The 20,045-nt window shown below is 70.9% G+C and carries 19 protein-coding genes; 9 read left to right on the top strand and 10 right to left on the bottom strand.

The window, feature by feature from the left end:
* The 3 genes from G555_RS0103570 to G555_RS0103560 form a co-directional block, all read left to right on the top strand.
* Positions 1-1,987: HNH/ENDO VII family nuclease (locus tag G555_RS0103570; RefSeq protein WP_211223165.1), on the top strand; the 1,987-nt coding region annotated here is incomplete at its 5' end.
* A complete protein-coding gene (locus G555_RS0103565; RefSeq protein ID WP_028707798.1) occupies positions 1,984-2,556 on the top strand; it encodes an ankyrin repeat domain-containing protein in 573 nt (190 codons plus the stop codon). The genes G555_RS0103570 and G555_RS0103565, both read left to right, overlap by 4 nt.
* Before the next feature lie 75 nt (positions 2,557-2,631).
* Complete coding sequence (locus tag G555_RS0103560; RefSeq protein WP_281168167.1) at positions 2,632-3,000, top strand: DUF2185 domain-containing protein; 369 nt, start codon at positions 2,632-2,634, stop codon at positions 2,998-3,000.
* 82 nt (positions 3,001-3,082) lie between these two features.
* Here the strand turns inward: G555_RS0103560 and G555_RS0103555 are convergent, their stop codons facing one another.
* From G555_RS0103555 to G555_RS0103545, 3 genes are read right to left on the bottom strand one after another with little or no spacing between them, the layout of a single operon-like run.
* The gene (locus G555_RS0103555) at positions 3,083-3,700 is read right to left on the bottom strand and encodes a peroxiredoxin family protein (RefSeq protein WP_028707796.1); all 618 of its coding nucleotides are present in this window, start codon (positions 3,698-3,700) and stop codon (positions 3,083-3,085) included.
* A 9-nt stretch (positions 3,701-3,709) separates the two neighbouring features.
* Positions 3,710-4,627 (bottom strand): cytochrome c biogenesis CcdA family protein, encoded by a 918-nt coding sequence (locus G555_RS17785; protein ID WP_036921023.1) that lies wholly within the window; start codon positions 4,625-4,627, stop codon positions 3,710-3,712.
* A complete protein-coding gene (locus tag G555_RS0103545) occupies positions 4,627-4,917 on the bottom strand; it encodes a glutaredoxin family protein (RefSeq protein WP_211223164.1) in 291 nt (96 codons plus the stop codon). Before G555_RS0103545 ends, G555_RS17785 begins: the two co-directional genes overlap by 1 nt.
* Positions 4,918-5,041: 124 nt before the next feature.
* On the opposite strand from G555_RS0103545, the gene G555_RS0103540 reads away from it, so the two are divergent.
* The 4 genes from G555_RS0103540 to rfbC all read left to right on the top strand — a co-directional run bounded on the left by G555_RS0103540 (position 5,042) and on the right by rfbC (position 8,394).
* The gene (locus G555_RS0103540) at positions 5,042-5,755 is read left to right on the top strand and encodes a response regulator transcription factor (RefSeq protein ID WP_028707794.1); all 714 of its coding nucleotides are present in this window, start codon (positions 5,042-5,044) and stop codon (positions 5,753-5,755) included.
* On the top strand, positions 5,752-6,885 hold the full coding sequence (locus G555_RS0103535; RefSeq protein WP_051208374.1) for a sensor histidine kinase: 1,134 nt from the start codon (positions 5,752-5,754) through the stop codon (positions 6,883-6,885). Before G555_RS0103540 ends, G555_RS0103535 begins: the two co-directional genes overlap by 4 nt.
* Positions 6,886-7,048: 163 nt before the next feature.
* Entirely contained in the window at positions 7,049-7,651 is a 603-nt protein-coding gene (locus G555_RS0103530) for a DUF305 domain-containing protein (RefSeq protein ID WP_028707792.1), read from the top strand.
* Between the two features lie 191 nt (positions 7,652-7,842).
* Entirely contained in the window at positions 7,843-8,394 is a 552-nt protein-coding gene (gene rfbC, locus G555_RS0103525) for a dTDP-4-dehydrorhamnose 3,5-epimerase (RefSeq protein WP_028707791.1), read from the top strand.
* Positions 8,395-8,436: 42 nt separating this feature from the next.
* On the opposite strand, the gene G555_RS17780 is transcribed toward rfbC, so the two are convergent.
* The 6 genes from G555_RS17780 to G555_RS21045 all read right to left on the bottom strand — a co-directional run bounded on the left by G555_RS17780 (position 8,437) and on the right by G555_RS21045 (position 14,881).
* The gene (locus tag G555_RS17780; RefSeq protein WP_084634667.1) at positions 8,437-9,594 is read right to left on the bottom strand and encodes a hypothetical protein; all 1,158 of its coding nucleotides are present in this window, start codon (positions 9,592-9,594) and stop codon (positions 8,437-8,439) included.
* A gap of 94 nt (positions 9,595-9,688) precedes the next feature.
* Positions 9,689-10,786 (bottom strand): glycosyltransferase, encoded by a 1,098-nt coding sequence (locus G555_RS0103515; RefSeq protein ID WP_028707790.1) that lies wholly within the window; start codon positions 10,784-10,786, stop codon positions 9,689-9,691.
* Entirely contained in the window at positions 10,783-11,706 is a 924-nt protein-coding gene (locus G555_RS0103510) for an NAD-dependent epimerase/dehydratase family protein (RefSeq protein ID WP_028707789.1), read from the bottom strand. The genes G555_RS0103515 and G555_RS0103510 overlap by 4 nt, the downstream gene beginning before the upstream one ends.
* Positions 11,703-12,713, bottom strand: coding sequence for a GDP-mannose 4,6-dehydratase (locus G555_RS0103505; RefSeq protein ID WP_028707788.1), 1,011 nt, complete (start codon positions 12,711-12,713; stop codon positions 11,703-11,705). The genes G555_RS0103510 and G555_RS0103505 overlap by 4 nt, the downstream gene beginning before the upstream one ends.
* Before the next feature lie 156 nt (positions 12,714-12,869).
* Positions 12,870-14,225, bottom strand: a complete 1,356-nt coding sequence (locus G555_RS0103500; protein ID WP_028707787.1) for an O-antigen ligase family protein — start codon at positions 14,223-14,225, stop codon at positions 12,870-12,872.
* Positions 14,222-14,881, bottom strand: coding sequence for an arsenate reductase/protein-tyrosine-phosphatase family protein (locus G555_RS21045; protein WP_051208371.1), 660 nt, complete (start codon positions 14,879-14,881; stop codon positions 14,222-14,224). Before G555_RS21045 ends, G555_RS0103500 begins: the two co-directional genes overlap by 4 nt.
* A gap of 90 nt (positions 14,882-14,971) precedes the next feature.
* Here G555_RS21045 and G555_RS21040 point away from each other — a divergent pair, with 90 nt between their 5' ends.
* Complete coding sequence (locus G555_RS21040; protein WP_169337855.1) at positions 14,972-16,966, top strand: glycosyltransferase; 1,995 nt, start codon at positions 14,972-14,974, stop codon at positions 16,964-16,966.
* Positions 16,963-18,099: a glycosyltransferase gene (locus G555_RS17765; protein WP_051208368.1), complete on the top strand. Its 1,137-nt coding sequence runs from the start codon at positions 16,963-16,965 to the stop codon at positions 18,097-18,099. Before G555_RS21040 ends, G555_RS17765 begins: the two co-directional genes overlap by 4 nt.
* Here G555_RS17765 and G555_RS0103480 read toward each other — a convergent pair.
* Complete coding sequence (locus G555_RS0103480; RefSeq protein ID WP_028707786.1) at positions 18,077-19,819, bottom strand: polysaccharide biosynthesis tyrosine autokinase; 1,743 nt, start codon at positions 19,817-19,819, stop codon at positions 18,077-18,079. The two genes, G555_RS17765 and G555_RS0103480, sit on opposite strands and share 23 nt — an antisense overlap.
* Positions 19,820-20,045: the final 226 nt, after the last annotated feature.

Here is a 20,045-nt window from a genome sequence, read left to right as displayed (position 1 = left end):
CGGGGTGACGACGCGTGTGGGTGCTGCGCTTGAGACGTATGCGGCCGCGTTGGATGGGATCAAGCCGACTCTTGCCGAGTTCGAGGAGCGTGCGGTCGCGTTCCGGACCGAGGCGCTCGCCGGGTATCAGGTGACGAATCTTGAGGCGTACGGGAGCTTCACGTTCACGAGCTACTGGGAGTCGGGTGCCCATGGGCAGGAGCAGTTGGCGGGGACGAGTATGGATCCGCACGCGTACACCACGATCCCGTGGAACGAGCATGGACCGGCGGTGGAGAAGAACGCGTCGTTGCTGGGCGAGTTGAACCGGATCATCGAGTCGGTGTCGACGGCGGCGGCGACGTGTGCGAACACGATCCAGGCCGAGTTGACCACGGTGTGTGCTGTCCCTGCGCAGGCGATCACGGCTGCGGCGTTGGATGCGAATCCGGATGTGTCGTCGTGGGGGCGGCCGGTGGAGGAGAGCCGGAATTGCACGGAGTCTGTCGGGCACGGGCTCGGGAACTTCTGGGAGGGGACCTGGACCGGCGCGGCGTCCTTGATCGGCCGTGATCCGGAGAGTGGCGACTGGAGTTGGGGTGTTGCCGGCCGGTCGTGGCTGGGGGTTGGTGATTTCGCGTTGTCCACGGTGATCGTCACGTCGCCGTTGTTGTCGTCTCTTGCCTACACGGAGGGTCCTGTCGGGGGGTTTGTCGCTGGCCGGATGGATGTCGCGGTGACGGCGTGGGGGAGTCTGATCGGGTGGGATCATCAGGCGTTCCTGGCGGGGCAGGACGGGTGGAACAAGTGGCGGGCGGACGGGGTCGCTGCCGGGACCGAGGTGGTTGCGAATATCGGTACGTTCTTCATTCCCGGGGCGGGGGCTGCTGCGGGGAGTGCGAAGGGTGTGGTGACCGGGACTCGGATCGGGGGGTTCGTTGCGAGGACCGCGGTTCGGGTGGGGGAGATCGTGGTGCCGGGTGGTTCTCATCTTGTGGCCGGGGCGGTGCGTGTCGTCGATCTGGGTGCGGGTGGGGTGAAGAGTGGGTGGCGGGCGTTGGCCGATGTGGTGAAGCCCGTGACGCGCCCGAATGGTCTGCCCGGTGTGGTGGACACCGCGACCAGGAACGTGTCCCTTCCCGCCCACACCCCGGTGTCCGACGCGATCCGGCTCGACCAACCGAACACGCGCACTCACGGGGCTGGCGTCCCGGACGAGGCGCAGGGTGGGAACGAATCGCCGTCCGCTCCGCGGGGGACGGCACCGACCTCGTCGCGCGCAGGTTCGTATGATCCGTCCGCCCCGGTGCGTGAGACCGTCCGAGCCGTTGAAGCCCCGACACGGTACAAACCGGTGGATGTCCAGCGTGCGCTTGATGACGCTCCGCAGAATGAGTGGGGTCAGCCGGTCGATCACCGCAACGGCAGGCCGTTGCTGCTGGAGAATATCAACGGCGACCGTGGGTGGGTCATGCGGTGGGACGAGGCGAACCACTCCTGGGTCGCGGAGAACCGCGGCCTCAGCGAGTACGGCATGGAGGCCAAGGGTGTGCCCGGCAGCTACGGGTACGATGCCAATGGTGATCTGTTGCCGTACGCGAACTACCGGCCTGCCTACGCGCCCGAGCAGGTCGAAGGGGTGTGGGAGGCGTCCCGCGCCGAACAGATCGCCGATATCAAGAAAGGTAAGCTCCGCCTCGATACCCCTGGTGAGAACCAGATGTGGGTCCGGGTCCGTGACAATGTCAACGGCCCAGACCTGGTCGACCTCGGCCCTGACAAAGGAAAATGGCGTCTCATCGAGTGGGAGCCCGGGCAATCCCGAAAAGGGATCTGGGACATGGGTCATCTCGATAATGCGAAATACTCCGATCTGCGCGACCGCTATCTGTCTGGACGCATCTCGACAGAGCAGTTCCTGGAGAGGTATCGCAATCCGAAGAACTACCGCGTCGAAGACCCAGGGCGGAACCAAGCACACGACGACGAGGTAGCGACCGGGAAGTGAGGCAGGACATGGTGATGGCGTGGAATCCTTGGTATTCCGCCGAGAGTGATACGTTTGAGCGGTTCATGGAGCAGTACGATGCCAAGTTGGCTGTCGAGTATCGGGAGCCGGGTGGTACGACGGCGCTGCATGGGGCTTTGATGAACTCGGGCATGGTTGATCGGGTGAGGATCGCCAACCGGTTGTTGGATGATGGTGCCGATGCGTCGGCGGTGATCAGGAGTGACAATGTCAACGCGTTGCATGTCTTGTTCGCTGGGCGTAAGAAGCATGATTTCGTGTTGGAGGCGCCGTTGTTGAAGCGGTTGCTCGATGGGGGGGCGGATATCAATCTGCGGTCCGCGCGGTCCGGGGTTCCGCTCCAGGCGTTGGAGGATATCAGCGCGGATGATGAGGAGTTGGCTCCGTTCTATGATGTGGTGTTCGAGCGGCCTGATATTGATTTCGATGTGATTGTCAACAGGTACTACAACCGGACGCTGCGGGATTTCCTCTTCAATCTTCCGTGGGGGCGTGCTGATCTGCTCCGGCGTGCGCAGGAGTACGACGCGGCACACCCACGGGACTGACCACGGGGTCGGCCCGGGAGTGAGCCCTGCCACGGGTAGCATGCGGTTCATTACGGCGAGAAGATCGGAGTTGCTGTGTCCCCCGCGGGTATCGAGTTCATCCCGAAAGCCGGCGCATGTCTGGCCACGCTCAATGTCTTGGAGGGGCGTGGCAAGGTGCGGTGGATGGTGCGGCGCCCGTCGAAGGCGCCCGCTGACAACGGATGGCAGGTCATGAGCCATATCGACACCAGCGACTACCTCAACAACTCCGCCAACTGGCGGATCGTCGACTTCAACGACCTCTGTGCGATCGAGCCTGCGCTCATCGGCATCTGGGATCTGCCGGTAGGGTCCGACCTTCAACTCGTCCGTGACGAGCTCGGTATCCGTATCGTCGACACCCCCACCGGGGAGGAGATCCCGCTCGAACGCCTCTACGTTCCGCCTCAGCACCGCGCCTGAACGGCGCTGGGAGCGGTCCAGCCTCGTCAACGGCTGAACGCAGCCGCTGACGGGAACCAGATGGGTCAGGGCGCCAGGCGGATCACGATCCCAGCCGTGAGGTCGACTCGGCGAGAAGGTCGGCCGGGTCGAGCCACATGGACGGGTAGTTTCCGTACCAGCGCTGGACGCCATCGGCGTCGACGAGGACGAAGCCGTGCCCGGGAAGACCCTCGTGCATGCCCTTGCCGAGCACGTTGTACGCCGCCGACACCGTCCCGTCGTCCAGCAGGTACGGCGTCGTGACGCCATAGGTCTTCAGGTCGGGCAGGATCTCCTCGGCACTGTTCATCACGATCGGCAGCACGGTGATGCCGGCGGCGGCGAAGCCGGGGTTCTTCTCGATCTCGGCCATCTGGACGGTGCACGAGCCGCAACCGGCGCCCTCGTTGAAATAGAGGATGACCGGGGACCCGCGCAGCGAGCTGAGCGTGACGGAACCGCCCTCGGTGGTGGGCAGCGTGAAGTCGGGCGCCGCGGTGGCCGTGTCGCCGCCGCTGGGGACGGCCGACCACAGCCCGACGACGACGAGCGCAACGGCGACCAGCCCTCCGGCGACGGCGAGCAGGCGGCGGCGGCGCCTCGTCCGGGCATGCTGCCGTCGTTCCTCGCGGAACTGCGCACGGCGGCTCCGGTGGGGCGGACGGGTCTTGTGGGTCATGGGCGATCCTCAGTGGCAGTTCTCGGAAGGAGCCGCGGCCTCGGGCTCGGCCGCAGGCGGGACGGTCGGCCGCCGGCGGTCGCGGAGGCTGACGACGACGAAGACGGTGGCCAGGGCCAGCAGACCGAGGCCGACCACGGGCTCGGGGACCGGCGCGGTCCACGCCAGCAGGCCCTCGAACGCGGCGGCGAGTCCTTCACCGACAGGCACCAGCGGGCTGTCGCCGCCGGTCATGTTCGTGGAACTCGCCTGGGAGATGACGGCGACGCCCATGATCGCGAAGCCGATCGCGACGGCGAGGTTCACGGTGTTCGTGTGGACGACGCGACCACCCACGCCGAACCGGACGGGCCGGGCGCCGAGCCGGGGGCGTCCCTTGGGCAGCCGGTCCCACAGCAGCGCCATCACGAACAGCGGCAGCACCATCCCGAAGACGTACGCCAGGCCGAGCGCGAACCCGCCGAGGGGCGAGCCCGACATCGCCGACAGCGTCATCACCCCCGCCAGCACCGGCGCGCAGCAACTGGACGCGATGCCGGAGAACACCCCGAGGCTGAAGAACGTCGCAGTGTCGGCCCGGCCGGTGTCGGGGGCGCGCAGCATCGACGGCATCGACCACATCCGTCCCGAGAGGGACAGGACTCCCAGGCCGATCATCAACAGGCCGCCCGCCCAGTACAGGACGGTGTGGTACTTGGCGATCGCCCCGGCGAGCAGGCTCACCCCGAGCGTGATCGGGACGAGCACCAGCCCCAGCCCGGCGGTGAAGACGAAGGTGAGCGGAAGCAGCCGCCACCGCCGGTTCTTCACCGCGGCAGCGAGGTAGCTCGGGGCGAGGAAGACGATGCAGCAGGGCGCGAACAGCGCCACCCCGCCGGCCAGAAAGGCCGCCAGGATGCTCCCGGCCGAGAGCAGACCGGCCCCCATCAGGCCACCGACCTGTCCAGACCGAGGGCGGCGGCGAGCTTGCGCCGAGGCAGGCGTCCGGCGCTGAAGTAGGCCCCGTCCAGCAACACCAGCGGGAAGACGGACGGGCGGTGGGCGGCGACGACGGTCTCTCCCTCCGGCGACTCGGCATCGACCGTCCCGAGGACGATCCGTCGCTCGTCGGCGAGCGTTGCGAGCACCCGGTGGGCGTCATCGCAGAGGTGGCACCCCGGTGAGGTGATCAGCGTTATCGCGGGCACGGCTCGGTCGGCGCGGCGGGGTTCGGTCACGTCGCCAGCGTGCCCGCGCGCGATCCGGTGACCGTTCAGAACGGGTCAAGAAGCGATCAAGACGCGCCGAGAGGGACACGGTCGCGGGACCGGCCCGATGGGGCTCGGCGCGATACTGGCGGGCATGGCGCACCACGACATCACGAAGGAACGCATCCTGCTCGTCGAGGACGAGGTGGCGCTCGCGAACGTTGTCGCGTCCTATCTCGAGCGGGCCGGATACGACGTGACACTGGAGCACACCGGTCCGGACGGGGTGACGAGCGCCCGGACGCTCGACCCCGATGTGATCGTCCTCGACCTCGGCCTGCCCGGGCTGGACGGGATCGAGGTCTGCCGCCAGGTCCGCACCTTCTCCGACTGCTACGTGCTGATGCTCACCGCCCGCGGCGACGAGGTGGACAGGCTCATCGGGCTGTCCGTCGGCGCCGACGACTACATCACCAAGCCGTTCAGCACCCGAGAACTCGTCGCCCGTGTCCAGGCCGTCCTGCGGCGTCCCCGCCGCGCGGCGGCGGCGGCCACAGAGATCGAGCCGCCGCGGGTGTTCGGCGACCTGCGGATCGACGCCGCCGGTCGTGAGGTCTGGATCGGCCAGGAGCCGGTGCACCTGACCCGGACGGAGTTCGACATCCTCGACGTGATCTCGGGCCTTCCGAAGGTCGCCCTCAGCCGCCGCCAGATCATCGACCGGGTGTGGGACGCGGACTGGCTCGGCGACGACCACGTCGTCGACGTCCACATCGCCAACCTGCGCCGCAAACTCGGCGACGACCCGAACGATCCGCGCTACGTCCTGACCGTGCGGGGCGTCGGCTACCGGATGGGCAAGGGATGAACGGCGACCGGACGTCCGTCTCGGGCTGGCGGCTGGGGACGCGGCTCTTCGTCTCGCAGGCGGTGGCCCTGGTCGCCGGCGTGCTGACCGCGGCACTGGTGGCGGCGATCATCGGCCCGCCCCTGTTCCACGCCCACCTGGTCGAGTCGGGTCAGGCGCCGGACGCGCCCGCGATCCCCCACATCGAGGAGGCGTTCGCCAGCGCGGGGGCCGTCTCGCTCGGCGTCGGGCTGCTCGTCGCGCTCGCCCTGGCGCTGGCCGTGACGTGGTACCTCACCCGCCGCATCCGGGGCCCCCTCGACACCCTCACCGCCGCCGCCCGCAGGATCAGCACCGGCGACTACACCGCCCAGGTGCCCGTCACCGATGCCGGACCCGAGCTGTCCGCGCTCGGCGACACGTTCAACGAGATGGCTCGCCGGCTCGGCAGCGTGGAGGACACGCGTCGCCGGCTGCTGTCCGACCTGGCGCACGAGCTACGCACCCCGATCGCGACCCTCGACGCCCATCTCGAGGGGCTCGCCGACGGCGTGATCCCGTGGGACGACTCCACCCGGCGGGTCCTGGAGCGGCAGGCCGAGCGGTTGACCCGTCTGGCCCGCGACCTCGACGATGTCTCCCGCGCCGAGGAGGGCCGCATCGCGCTGGATCCGAGCGCGCAGTCCCTGGCCGGTCTCGTGAGCGAGGCGCTCGACCAGGTGCGCACCGGGTACGCCGCCGCGTCGGTCGGGCTCGCCCAGGACGTCCCCGACGTGGACGTGTGGGCCGATCCGCAGCGGATCGCGCAGGTGCTCGGCAACCTGCTCGCCAACGCGTTGCGGCATACCCCGGCGGGCGGTCGCGTGACCGTCACCGGGCATCGCGGGCCGGGCCGGGTCGCCACCGTGGCCGTCGCGGACTCCGGCGAGGGCATGGCGGCCGAGCAGGTGCCCCACGTCTTCGAGCGTTTCTACCGCGGGGACACCGCCCGGGCCGGGGACGCGGCCGGGTCCGGCATCGGGCTCACCATCGCCCGGGCGATCGCCGAGGCTCACGGCGGCGATCTGACGGCCGCCAGCCCCGGGCCGGGCCGTGGATCCACCTTCACTTTGACGCTCCCGACGTCTCACGGCGCCTCCGCCCCGCTGTGACCAGTCGTACGCGCGGACGCCTTGCCCGCAAGGGACCTCCGATCCGAAGCCGCGGTTTCTTGACCGCGTCTTGACCGAATCCCCGCCGGATCCTGATCCGGTCCGGACACGCTGGCGGTCCGGCTCGCAGTTCACCGGAGCCGGCGACATCGACAGGAGTGCCATGACGTCACGGATCCGCCGCGCCCTCACCCTCGGGGCGGGGGCCCTCGCTCTCGTCCTCACGGCCTGCGCCGCGCCGACCGCGGACACCCCGCCGGCGTCCGCCACCTCAACGGTCGCGGCGGCCCACAACGCGGCCGACACCGAGTTCACCCAGATGATGATCGTCCACCACGAGGGCGCGATCGAGATGGCCGACCTGGCCGTGGAGAAGGCATCCACACCGGAGGTCACGGCGCTGGCCGAGCGCATCAAGGCCGCTCAGGGACCGGAGATCGAACGTATGACCGGCTGGCTGACGGCCTGGGGCGAGCCGACCGGCGCCGACACCGACCACGGCGGCATGGACCACGGCGGCATGGAGATGGACGGCATGACCCAGGCCGAGGCGATGAGCGACCTCTCCTCCCGCAGCGGCACGGCCTTCGACCGGCGGTTCCTCGACCTGATGACAGCGCATCACCAGGGTGCGATCACGATGGCGGAGGCCGTCATCGCCTCGGGGGAGAACGAGGACGTCGTGCGCCTCGCCCGTGCGATCGTCACCGCCCAGACCGCCGAGATCGCCGAGATGGCAACCCTGCTGGAGGGGCTGCGTCCCTAGGCACGACACCTGGCCGTGCTGACCTCGCCTCCCGCCTCCCGCCTCCCGCCTTCGGACACCACCGGGCCCGCCGAGCGCTCCCAAGCTGCCGGAAACTCGCCGAAATCCGGTGGTTTCAGAGCGCTCGGCGCGGCCTGTCGGGACGACGGACTCACGAAACGGCCCCGGTGCACGAGAACTAGGGTGGGCCCATGAAGATCATCGAGACGGACATCGAGGGGCTGGTCGTCTTCGAGCCCACGCCGCACCGGGACGAGCGCGGGTACTTCACCCGCACCTACGACGTGGACTACGCCGCCCAGGCGGGCATCGACGCGACGGGCTTCAAACAGGAGAACCAGTCGCGCTCCTACCAGGGCGTCGTCCGGGGCATGCACGGGCGCATCAACAAGGGCGAAGCCAAGCTCGTGCGGTGCGCGCACGGCGCGGTGCTGGACGTCACGGTCGACACCCGGGTGGGATCGCCCACGTTCGGCGAGGTGCGGACGTTCGTGCTGGACGACCAGACCGCCCGGCAGGTCTTCATCCCCCGCGGCTTCCTCCACGGGTACCAGGCGCTCACCGCCGTCACGGACTTCTGCTACAAGATCGACGACTTCTACGGTCCCGACGAGGACATCACCGTCGCCTACGACGACCCGGAGCTCGGGATCCGCTGGCCGGCACCCATCACCATCGTGAGCGAGCGCGATCGTGCCGGGATGTCCTGGGCCGCCTACAAGGAGTTCCTCGGCGTCGACTGACGGCCGCCGCCGCGAACCGGTCGCGGGCGCCGCGCGTGCGGATCAGCTCGCGGGCGGGACCTCGCGGGGAGTCGGGTCCATGACGACCCACCTCCCGCCGCCGGCCTCGATCTCGGGGTACGCCGCACGCACCTCGGGCAACAGATCGGGGACGAACAGCAGCACCCGGTCGGGCCGGGAGGCGACGAGGTCGGCCGGCGAGACGATGGGGATGCGGTTGCGCGGCATCGTCCGGCCGTGCTTGCCCGGGGCCGCATCGGCGATCACCGTGACGTCGTCCGTCGTGACCTCGGCCGAGCACAGCAGCGCCGACGTGCGCGACGCGGCACCGTACCCGCCGACCTTCAGGCCCGCGGCCCGGGTGTTCGCCAGGTACGCGCGGATCGCGGCCACCGACGTCTCCAGCGACCGGCCCAGGGACGCGACCCACTGCGGGTCGGTGACGCCCTCGGCGGTCTCCTTCGCGACCAGGTCGGTCACCGATGCCGCCTCGCCGCCCCAGCGGCTGCCGGCCCGCGCGAACGCCAGCATCGTGGTCCCGTTGCCGTAGAGCGCGTACTCCCACGCCCCCACGCCCACGAGGCCGATCTCGCGGGCCATACGCACCAGCGACGGCGCCGAATAGTACGCGAAATGCCCGTTCTTCAAGGCGTTCCACATGCCGTTGCGGACGATCGACGTCACGTTGTGGATCATCATCAGCAGGACGCTGTCAGGCCCCATGTGGCTCAGCCGCTCGGTGAACCCCGCATGCTGGTCCGCGTCGTGCATCATGCCGTGCACGTCGACCAGGAGCTCGGCCTCGCCCGCGGCGACCTCGACCATGTCGCGGCGGGCCAACTGCCGGGCCCACGAGCCGCCATGCGGACTCGGGTACTCCAGGACGCGCGTGCCCGGGATCACGAACCCGGCCGCCTCGGCATCGTCCACGCACAGCTCGGCCTGCCGGACGAGAGCCGCGGGCTCGACCCCGATCGGCTCCTCCGGCGTCGTCGGATCGTCCTCCAGTTGCAGCAGCCCGCTCACGGAGCTCATGACCATCCGGGTCGGATACGCCGGGTCCGGCAACGGGTCGGAGGGCAACGGGAACAGATCCGACGGCGGCTGTTCGCCCAGATCGAGGACGACGACGCCGCCCGGTTGTCCGCTCCACCGGTCACGCCACGTCGCGATGGGCGCAGGCCCGTGTTCGATCCCCATGTGTGTCCCCCCCAGACATCGGCGGCCCTCCCGCCGGACATCTTCATCGAACCGCACCCCGCCACGGTCGGGCAACAGCGCGGCTGTCGGTCGTTCAGGCGTCAGGGCCCAGCCAGGCCCGGATCCGCGCGTCGAACACGGTCTCGTCGAACTCCGCCGCACGGGCCGCCAGCGCGGCGGGCGCCGCGGTCCCCGCACGCTCCAGCGCCTCCCGCACCTCGGCTCCGGAGAAGTCGTCCACGAGGGCGCCCGTCACTTTGTCGAGGACGGTCTCGGCCGCGCCTCCCTGTCGCCGGGCGATGACCGGCGCCCCCGCCGCCATCGCCTCCAACGGCATGATCCCGAAGTCCTCGACGGGCGGGAACACGTACGCCAGGCACGCCTGGTACAAGGCCCGCAGCAGGGCGTCGGACGGGCGCGGCACGAAGTGGACCAGCCCCGGATGCCCGGCCGCCAGCTCCTCCAGGTGGGCGCGCTCGGGACCGTCGCCGGCCAGCACGACCGGGACGTCCGCGGCCCGGCCCGCCGCGATGACGAGATCCAGCCGCTTGTACGCGACGAATCGGGACGCGCCCAGCAGGAACGTGTCCGGGAGCGCTGCCAGGACGTCCTCCTCGGCCGCGGTGAGCCCGCCGTGCCGGGCGAAGGACGCCACGGCGACCGGCGGATTGATGACGACGGCGTCGCGGTGCCAGTACCGCTCGACACGCTCGCGGACGAAGTGGCTCACGACCGCGATCGAGTCGGCCTCCTGCGCACGCGCCCTGTCGAGGACGCGCAGCCCGGGCGACGCGATGCGTTGCGCGACGCCCTGGCCGCGGACGTCCGACTCCGGATTCCAGATGTACCGGGCCGGCGTGTAGCAGTACACGAGCTTGCGCGCGCCGCGCGCCGGGCCCGAGAACCGCACATGGTGGCTGAACAGGTGCGAGAAGGCGAGAACCCACGACGCGTCGCTGCGGCCGAGATGCCGCCACGTCGCGGGCATGAGCGGCAGGGCGAGCGCCTTGTGGTGTCGCAGCGGCGTGCGCGCCAGCCAGCTCTCGGCCACGCGCCCCGCGGCGAAGCGCTCCGGCGCGTCGTTCCACAGCGTGACGATGGGGGCGTCGGGATAGAGGCCCGAGATCCGGTCGGCGACCCTTTCCGCCCCTCCGAGCGGCTCGATCCACTCGTGGACGATGACACCGGTCATGCCTGCTCCAAGCCTTCGTGATAGTCCGTGATCGAGGTCGCGAGCGGGATCCGGGGTGTCCAGCCGAACTCGCGCCGCAGCCGGGACGCGTCCCCGACGACGCGGCTGGGATCTGCTGCCCGCGCGCGGGCGGGGTCGATGGCGAGGGCGGGCACGGGACGTCCCAGCGACGCGCAGACGAGGGCCAGGATGTCGTGGACCGCGACGGCCCGCCCCGAGGCCACGTTGTACACGTCGTGGGCCGGACGCTCGGCGAGCGCGACCTCCACATAGGCCCGCGCGACGTCCCGCACGTCGGTGTAGTCGCGCTCCATGTCCAGCGGGCCGGTGGGCAGCGGCTCCCCGGGCGCCAGCGCCTGCACCTTGGCGGTGAGGTCGGGGACGAGGAATCCCGTGCCCTGCCCGGGGCCGAGGCTGCCGAAGGGCCTCATCACGACGGCGTCCAGGCCGCGGGTGCGGTAGTAGCCGACCTGGTACTCGACGAGCACCTTGCTCACGGCGTACGGCGAGGCGGGCCGCAGCGGGGCCGACTCGTCGAGCGGCGTGTCGCCGGACGCACCCCCGTACACCGCCGCACTGCCCGCGACGAGCGTGCGGACCGGCCGACCGGAGGACAGGACGGTCTCGCACAGGTGGGTGACCATGGCGCTGTTGGACTCCAGGTAGCGCTGGGGCTCCGCGAAGGACGGGCCGACGGCGGTCAGGCCCGCGAGGTGGATGACGACGTCGCTCAGGGCCTCGGCCGGGAAACCCGCCGCGAGGTCGGCGATCACCAGGTCGTCGGCTTCGCCGGCGGGATCGTCCTGGTCGACGACGCCGACGACCTCGAGCCCGCGCTCGTGCAGCAGCTCCACGACATGTGCGCCGACGAACCCGCTCGCACCCGTCACCGTGACGGTGCCGCCGCCCGGTCGCGTCACCGGGCCGCCTCGGGGTGCGCCCTGCGCTCGCGGTCGAGGTCGGCGGCGACCATGAGGTCCACCAGTCCCTCGAAGTCGACGCGTCGCTCCCATCCGAGCACGCTGTGGGCCTTCGCGGGGTTGCCGAGCAGGATGTCCACCTCGGCGGGCCGCAGCAGCGCCTCGTCGTGCTCGACGTACGGGCGCCAGTCCTCGACGCCGATCCGGGCGAACGCGGCGGTGAGGAAGTCCTCGATGGAATGGGTGACGCCGGAGGCGAGCACGAAGTCGCCGGGTTCGGAGTGCTGGAGCATCCGCCACATGCCTTCGACGTAGTCGCCGGCGTATCCCCAGTCACGCTTCGGCCACAGCGCCCCGAGCCGCACCCTGTCCTGCAGGCCGAGGTGGATGCGCGCCACCGCCTTCGAGATCTTGCGCGTGACGAACTCCTCCCCGCGGTTCTCGCCCTCGTGGTTGAACGCGATCCCGCAGGAGACGAACATCCCGTAGCTCTCCCGGTAGTTCCGGGCGATCCAGTGCGCGTACAGCTTCGCGACGCCGTACGGGCTGCGGGGGTGGAAGCGGGAGTCCTCGTCGTAGCCGAGGCCCGGCCGGTTGTAGTCGAGGCCGCCGAACATCTCCGAACTGGACGCCTGGTAGATGCGGGTCTTGTCGGTGCGGCCGGTGAGGCGCACGGCCTCCAGCACGTTGAGCGTCCCCTGCCCGGTGACGGACATGGTCAGCGTGGGGTTCGCGAACGAGTAGCCCACGTGGCTCAGCGCAGCCATGTGGTAGATCTCGGTCGGGTCGGCGTGGTCGACGACCCGGGCCAGCGACACCGGGTCGGTCACGTCGCCCTCGACGAGGCGGACGAAGGGATGCGCCTCGAGCAGGGCGGGCCGCCGCGGGTTGTTCTGGCCGCGGATGAGCCCCACGACCTCGTACCCCTTGCCGTGCAGAAGGCCGGCCAGGTGCCCGCCGTCCTGCCCCGTGATGCCTGTGATGAGTGCGACTCGCGTTTCCGGCACCGTCCCCCCTTGGGCCGACCGTCGACGCCGCGCCGAGTGACGCGACGCGGCGATAGTAAACCCGGATCGAGCCGCCCGGCGAGGTGTCCGGACCGAAAGATCTGCCGACGCCGGCGTCGGGCCGGACCGGACGGAGGTGCGGTGGGCGAGTGCCCGTCAGGGAGGTGAAAGTGCTTGTCCCACCGGTGACGACCGCGCGGACGCCGGGCCGTGCCGGTGCAGTGCCTGCACTCCGATGACCAGCCCGGCCATCATCCACGGCAGGGAGGAGAGCCCGGCCAGCCAGTACAGATCCAACTGGCCCTGGACGAAGCGCGCCAGCAGCATGGCCGCCGCGAGGTTCCCGTAGCGCGGGTCGATCGTGAGCAGGAACCAGAGCCCGCCGCCCATGAGGACGAGGAAGCCGATCGTCCCGACGACACCGGCCGACGACAGCATCTCGAAGATCGCGTTGGGGGGCTGGAATCCCGCGCCGGAGAACCGGTCGGTGTACCACCAGCGCAGCCCCACGCCGAACACCGGTGATTCGGCCCAGATGTCGAGCGACTGGCCGAACCATTCGAGGCGCTGCGCGGCCGAGTTGAAGCGGTCTCCCTCGGCGTAGGCCTCGAGCTGGTCCGACAGCGAGTTCAGCACGAACCACATGCCGGGGATGAGCGCGAGCAGCAGGATCCGCCCCCGGCCGCCCCCGCCTTCCTTGCCCCGCAGCGCCATCAGGACGACCGTCACGGCGACGGACACCATGGCCTGGCGCGCGCCCGACGCCGCGATGCCGAGGCCGCAGGCGACGAGGGAGATGTAGGCGAAGCGCTTGCTCCAGCCGAGCCAGTCCGGGCGGAGGAACGCGATGAGGAACGCGAAGGCCAGCGTGTCGCCGGTGAAGTTCTTGTGGAAGATCCACAGGTAGACCGGCCCGAAGGATCCCTCCCGGACGAGCATCAGGGCGCCGACGACGAAGGCGGCGATGCCGATGAGCGAGCAGGCCCCCACGTAGAGCTTGAGCGCGGCGCCGGCATACCCGCGCCGGCCGACGACCCAGCCGACGAGAAGCGAGCCGATCACCATGAACAGCTCGTGACCCCATTCGACGAGGTTCGACAGATACGGGTTCAGCAGGAGCGTCGGGACGAGCATCGCCTGGTAGGCGATGCCGAGCCACAGAAGGGGCTGGAGCGGCTTGGCCTCGTCGCGCCGGTACAGAAGGAACGCGGGGAGCGTCGCGGCGATCAGGACGAGGTCGGTCACGCTGAGCGGCCCGGCACGCATCGGGAGCAGGATCGCCGGGAACGCCAGGACCGGCAGGAGGGCGATGTCGGTGGATGCGAGGCCGACGGCGAGGATGCCGATGGCGGCGACGATGGCCAGTTCCCCGAACTCGGCGGTCGCGAACCCGAGGCCGGCGGCCACCAGCAGCAGCAGGCCCACGGCCATCGCGACGGCGGCGATGTCGCCGAGCCGAAGCCGGCCCGTCCGCCACCGGCTCCGCACCGCGACGGGACGCAGGCGGGTCATCCGGGCGCCCCGGGTCCGGTCCCGTCGTCGACGGGTGCGGCGGGCAGCAGGGGCGAGGCGAGGGCGAGGAGCGCGTCGAGCTCACGGCCCAGGTCCTCGATCACCTCGCGCCAGACGGTGGCCGGCCGGCCCATCGGGTCGCGGACCTCGTCGGGGGTGCCGTTGCCGAGCAGCGACGACCGCTGCCGCCCCGAGCCCACGGCGTCGATCCAGTCGAGGAAATCCGCGCGTCGCGGGGCGGAGGCGTCACTCGCCAGTTCGGTGAAGCCCTTCAGGGTGAACACCCGCGGCCACAAGCCGGGCCAGGCCGCCACGATCTCGCGCGCCTGCGCGCGCGTCATGGTCAGGATCAGTGCGTCGGGCGGGAGCAGCGACTCCCGGAAGCGCCGGCTGCGATGACCGGTGAGGTCCAGTCCGTATTCGGCGGCGACCGCGACGCCCGTGTCGGGTGTCGGCATCCCGTCCTGGAGCAGGCCCGAGGACGACACGCCCGCGGCTCGGCCGTGCCTGGCCAGCATGCGGCGGGCCAGGGCCTCCGCGAGGGGTGATCGGCATCTGTTGGCCGTGCAGACGAACATGAGCGACGGCAGCCGATTCCGGGCGACGGGCAGCGCCTCACCCTGCGCGGCGAGCGTGGACGTCGGCCCGTGAGTCATGATTCGACCCCTCCGTCCGGATGCCATCTTCAGTCTGGCCAGCATAGTCTTGCCGCAGACCGAAGCTGAGGGGGGCGGCAGGTGGACGAGGTGGCTGCGGGAGCCGGACGGCCGCTGCGGGTGCTGCGGGCCGCGCACCACGGCGTGGTGAGCGCCTGGCGCGAGCGCGAGCGGGAACTGGTGCGGCGCGGGGTCGACCTGACGATGGTGTCGGCGACGAGGTGGAACGAGGGCGGAGCCGACATCGACCTCGACCCGGGCGACGACGACTTCGTCGTGGGGGTCGGCACGCTCGGCACGCATCCCAACGGCTTCCTGTTCGACCCGCGGCCGCTGTGGCGGCTGCTCGGGGAGCACTGGGATCTCATCGACCTGCACGAGGAGCCGTGTGCCACGCAGACGGCCGAGGTCCTCGCGCTGATGCGGCTGCGGGGCGTGACGGCTCCGGTCGTGATGTACGCGGCGCAGAACATCCCCAAGCGGTATCCGATCCCGATCCGCTGGACCGAGCGGTGGGCGCTGCGCCGGGCCGCGAACGCCTACGTGTGCAACGTCGAGGCCGGCCGGATCCTGCAGGACAAGGGGCTGCGGGCGCAGCCGAAGCTGATCGGGCTGGGGACCGACCTGGACGTCTTCACCCCGGGTGCCCACGACGCTCCGCGCACGCCGCTGAAGGTGGGGTACGCGGGCAGGCTCGAGACGTACAAGGGTGTGGACGTCCTGCTGCGCGCGATCGCCCGCACTCCCGACTGCACCCTGGAGGTCGCCGGCGACGGTCCCGAGCGGGACGCCCTGACCGCCCTGGCCGATGAGCTGGGCATCGCGGGGCGGGTGGACTTCCGTGGTCATCTTGGCGCGCAATTGCCCGCCTTCTACCGGGAGTTGGACGTTCTGGTCGTCCCGTCGCTGCCGACGAAGGGATGGCTGGAGCAGTTCGGCCGTGTCGTCGTCGAGGCGATGGCCTCCGGGGTGCCGGTGATCTCCAGCGCGAGCGGTGCCCTGCCCGAGGTGGTGGGCGACGCCGGGATCCTCGTCCCGCCCGGCGATCCGGACGCCATCGGCCGGGCGCTCACGGAGGTCGCCGATCCGGCGCGGTGGGCCGCGTTGCGGGCGGCCGGGCTGGAGCACTGCCGGCAGTACAGTTGGGCGGCGATCGGGGAGCGGCACCGTGCCTTCTACGACGAGGTCCTCGCCGCGGAGGAGCCCCCGCAGGGTGACCTGCCCGACCCCGAGGTGGTCGTCGTCGCGTACGGGTCGCCCGATCCGTTGCGCGCCGCCCTCGCCCCGCTCGCCGGCTTCCCGATCACGATCGTGGACAACTCGTCCGATCCGGACACCTGCGCCCTTGCGGAGGAGTTCGGCGCCCACTACGTCGATCCCGGCGCGAACCTGGGGTTCGCGGCGGCGGTCAACATCGCCCTCCGCTCGCTGGCCGAGCGCGGTCGCGGCGCGGCCGACGTCCTGCTGCTGAACCCCGACGCGACCATCGCCGCCGACGCCGTCGGCGCCCTGGAGCGCGAACTGCACGCCGACTCGCGCCTCGCCTGCGTCGCCCCGCGGCAGACCGCACCGGATTCGGGCACCCCCGACCGGGTCGTATGGCCCTTCCCCAGTCCGCTGGGGGCCTGGCTCGTGGCGCTGGGACTGGGACGGCTCGATCGCCGTCACGGCTTCGTGATCGGGTCGATCCTGTTGCTGAAGGGCGACGCCCTGCGGGACGTCGGCGGGTTCGACGAGCGGTTCTTCCTGTACGCCGAGGAGACGGACTGGCAACGGCGGGCCGTGGCGCGCGGCTGGCGCACGGGCTACGTGCCGGCCGTCGTCGGCACGCACGTCGGTGCGGGCACGAGTTCCGACTCGCAGGTTCGCTCGCGACTGTTCCATACGTCCCAGCTCGCCTACATCCACAAGCATTTCGGCGCCGCAGGGGAGATCGTCTACCGTGCGGCGACGGTCGCGGGGGCGGCCGTCCGCAGCGTCCTGGCATCGGGCGAGGCGCGCGACGACGCGCGGTGGAGGCTGCGCTTCTACCTCACCGCGCCCCGCGCCGGGCGAGGACGGGCGGCGACAGGCCCTGCGCGATGAGCCGTGACCTCATCGTCTGCTCGCTGGAGTCCTGGGACGACGTGTGGCGGCGCAACCAGTACCTCCTCGACGGACTGCTGCGCGGCGATCCCGACCTGCGCGTCCTCCTCGTCGAGCCGCCCGCCGATCCGCTCCACGCCGCGAGGCGCAGGGTGCGGCCGCGCCTCGGACGAGGGTTGCGTCGTCTCGACGGGTACGACGGACGGCTGTACGCGCTGCAGCCCACGAAGCTGCTGCCCCGCGTGGCCGGTCCCCTCGCCGACAGGATGCTGGCGGCGAGCGTCCGGCGGGCGGCGCGCCGGCTCCGGATGGAGCGGCCCGTGCTGTGGGTGAACGACCCGAACTGGGCGCATCTCGCGGGCACGGGGTGGCCGGCGATCTACGACATCACCGACGACTGGGTGGAGGCGGACCGGTCGCCGCGCGAACACGACCGGATCGTGGCCAACGAGGGCCGGTTGATGCGGGAGTGCACCGTCGTCGTCGTGTGCTCGACGGGGCTGCTGGCGACGAAGTCGCCCATCCGGCCGGTGGAGCTGATCCAGAACGGGGTGGACGTCGCCTGGTACCGGCGGCCGCAGCCGCGGCCCGACGACCTGCCGGCGGCGCCGACGGCGTTGTACGTCGGCACGCTGCACGAGGACCGGCTCGACGTCGACCTCGGCGTCGCCATCGGGACGCGTCTGGCGAGCCTCGGCGGGACGCTCGTGTTCGTCGGGCCCGACGCGCTGTCGACCGCCCACACGAGGCGCCTCCGGGAAACCGCGGGGGTCGTCCTGCTCGGGCCGAGGCCGCACACGGCGATCCCCGGCTATCTGCAGCATGCGGACGTGCTCGTCGTGCCGCACGTGGTGAACGACTTCACCGAGAGCCTCGATCCGATCAAGCTCTACGAGTATCAGGCCATCGGCAGGCCGATCGCGTCCACCCCCGTTGCGGGATTTCGCGAGCTGGACGGCGTCGCCGGGGTGGCCGTGGCGCCGCGCGAGACCCTGCCCGGCGCGATCGCGGACCTCATCGCCTCGCCTCCCGGACAGGTCGGTCCGTTCGACGCCCAGGACTGGAGCGTCCGGGTCGCGGCGATGGACGACGTGCTGCGCCGGGCGGGCGTCAGTGGTGCCGGCGTGAGGTGAACGGCCGGGCGGGGGGCGTGTCGAGCGCCTGCCCCTCCGGCTGCGCGTCGCGCGTGGGCGCGCCGTCGGCCGGGTGCCCGTCCAGCGGCTCCCCGGCAGCGGGAGCGACGCGGGCGCCGTCGCCCGCCTCACCATCGAGGGGGTCGGCGGACGCGGGGGACCCGGGCACGGGCAGCGGGGTCTCGGCGGCCGACCCGGAGCCGCCCGCCGGTGCCGTCGGATCCTCCGTGTAGTACCCCCCGTAGCTCTTCACGTTCGCCCGGCGGGACTTGTTGGCGACGACCCCGATCACCTCGGCACGGTTCGCTCGCAGTGTCTGAAGCGTTCCCTTGAGGGCCGTCCCGGTCGTGCGGCCCAGGGACGCCACGACGATGACCCCGTCGGTCTCGCCGCCGACGATGGCGGCGTCGGCGAGCGCCAGCCCTGGAGGCGTGTCGAGGATGACGATGTCGGCCATGTCGCGCAACCGGCCGAGCACCGTGCCGAGAGAATCGCCCGCGAGGAGGTCGGCGGGCTCCTGCCTGCTGCTGCCCGCGGGCAGGATGCGCAGGTTGGGGAACCCGGTGCCGACGAGGGTCCGGGCGATGGCCGCCCCGTCGCGATCGAGCTCCAGCGCATCGGCGAACCCGGGTGCGGCGTCGGGGAGGTTGAAGTACGTGCCGACCCGCGGGCGACGCAGGTCGGCCTCGACGAGGATCACGCTGCGGCCGGCGTGGGCGAACGAGACGGCCAGGTTGGCGCTGAGGAAGGTCTTGCCCTCGCCCGGCTCGGAACTCGTCAAAGCGAAGAGCGCGTGCCGCTGCGGGAAGACGACCTGCAGCGAGGTGCGAAGCGTCCGGACGCTCTCGTTGAACGGCGTCGGGACGCGCGAGGCCGCGGGCAGCGGATGCACCGCGAGCTCCTGGCGCGAGACCTTGGCGATGTCGGCGATGATGGGCCCGCCGATGGCCTCGTTGACGTCGTCGATCGTGCGCAGCCGGTCGTCGAACTGCTCGCGGATGAGCGCGATGCCGGCACCGGCGATGACACCGCTCACCAGCCCGACCAGCAGGAGCGTGAGCAGGGACACGCCCTGTGCGGTGCCGTTCGTGGCCTGTTGCAGGATGCTCGCCGGCGCGCCGGCGCTCTCGATGGAGGTGATCTGCGTCTGCAACTGGGTGATCTGCGCACTGGCGTCGTTGAAGCGCTGCTGCGCGAGCCGGTCGTCGGCGTTCTTGTTCAGGGCGCTGAGTGCGTCCGTCTGCGCCTTCTGCTGCGTCGTCAGTTGCGTGCGGAGGCTCTCCTCCCCGGCGGTCACCTGGGCGGCCAGGTGGTCGGTGTAGGCCTTCGCCACGGCGTTCGCCCGGTCCTTCGCCTGCTCGGCCGTCGTGCCGGTGGCGGTCACGTTCAGCTTGCTGGAGCGGACGCCTTCGACGAGTTCGGTCGTGATGGACGCCTGGACGGCGGCGGCACTGTCGCCGGTGAGCGATTTCGCGGCCGCTTCGGCGATCTCGGGCCCGGTGACGTAGTCGGGGTCGACGTCCAGGGCGATGGATCCGTAGCCGGTGCTCCCGGCCAGGGTCGACGTCGCCGCGGGGCTGTAGCGGAGCTGCGCCGTCGCCGCGTAGGTGACGGGCGCGAGTCGCGAGTACAGCAGCGCGGCGAGGAACACCAGCAGTGCTGTCGCGAGGGCGAGGACGCGTCGTTGCCACACGATGGCGAGCACGTGCCGGAAGGTCATGGGTCTGAATCCTGTCCCGCGGGATTTGCCGCAACGATGGGGAGTTGTCGTGCGACCGGATGGAGCATTGGCCATTGTACGTGTGCCGTAGCCGCGGCCCTGTCGCGAAGATACGAAATGTGTTTGTGCCGGCCGGATCGAAATGTCCGGCCGGGCTTGCGGGGGCGCTGTATCCCTTGGTGTGCTGACCCGGCCGGGACGGTAGTGTTCGGCGTAACGAACGCGG

It is taken from the genome of Propionicicella superfundia DSM 22317, from assembly GCF_000423465.1.
GTDB lineage: Bacteria > Actinomycetota > Actinomycetes > Propionibacteriales > Propionibacteriaceae > Propionicicella > Propionicicella superfundia.
This window is presented reverse-complemented; position numbering and strand designations above follow the sequence as displayed.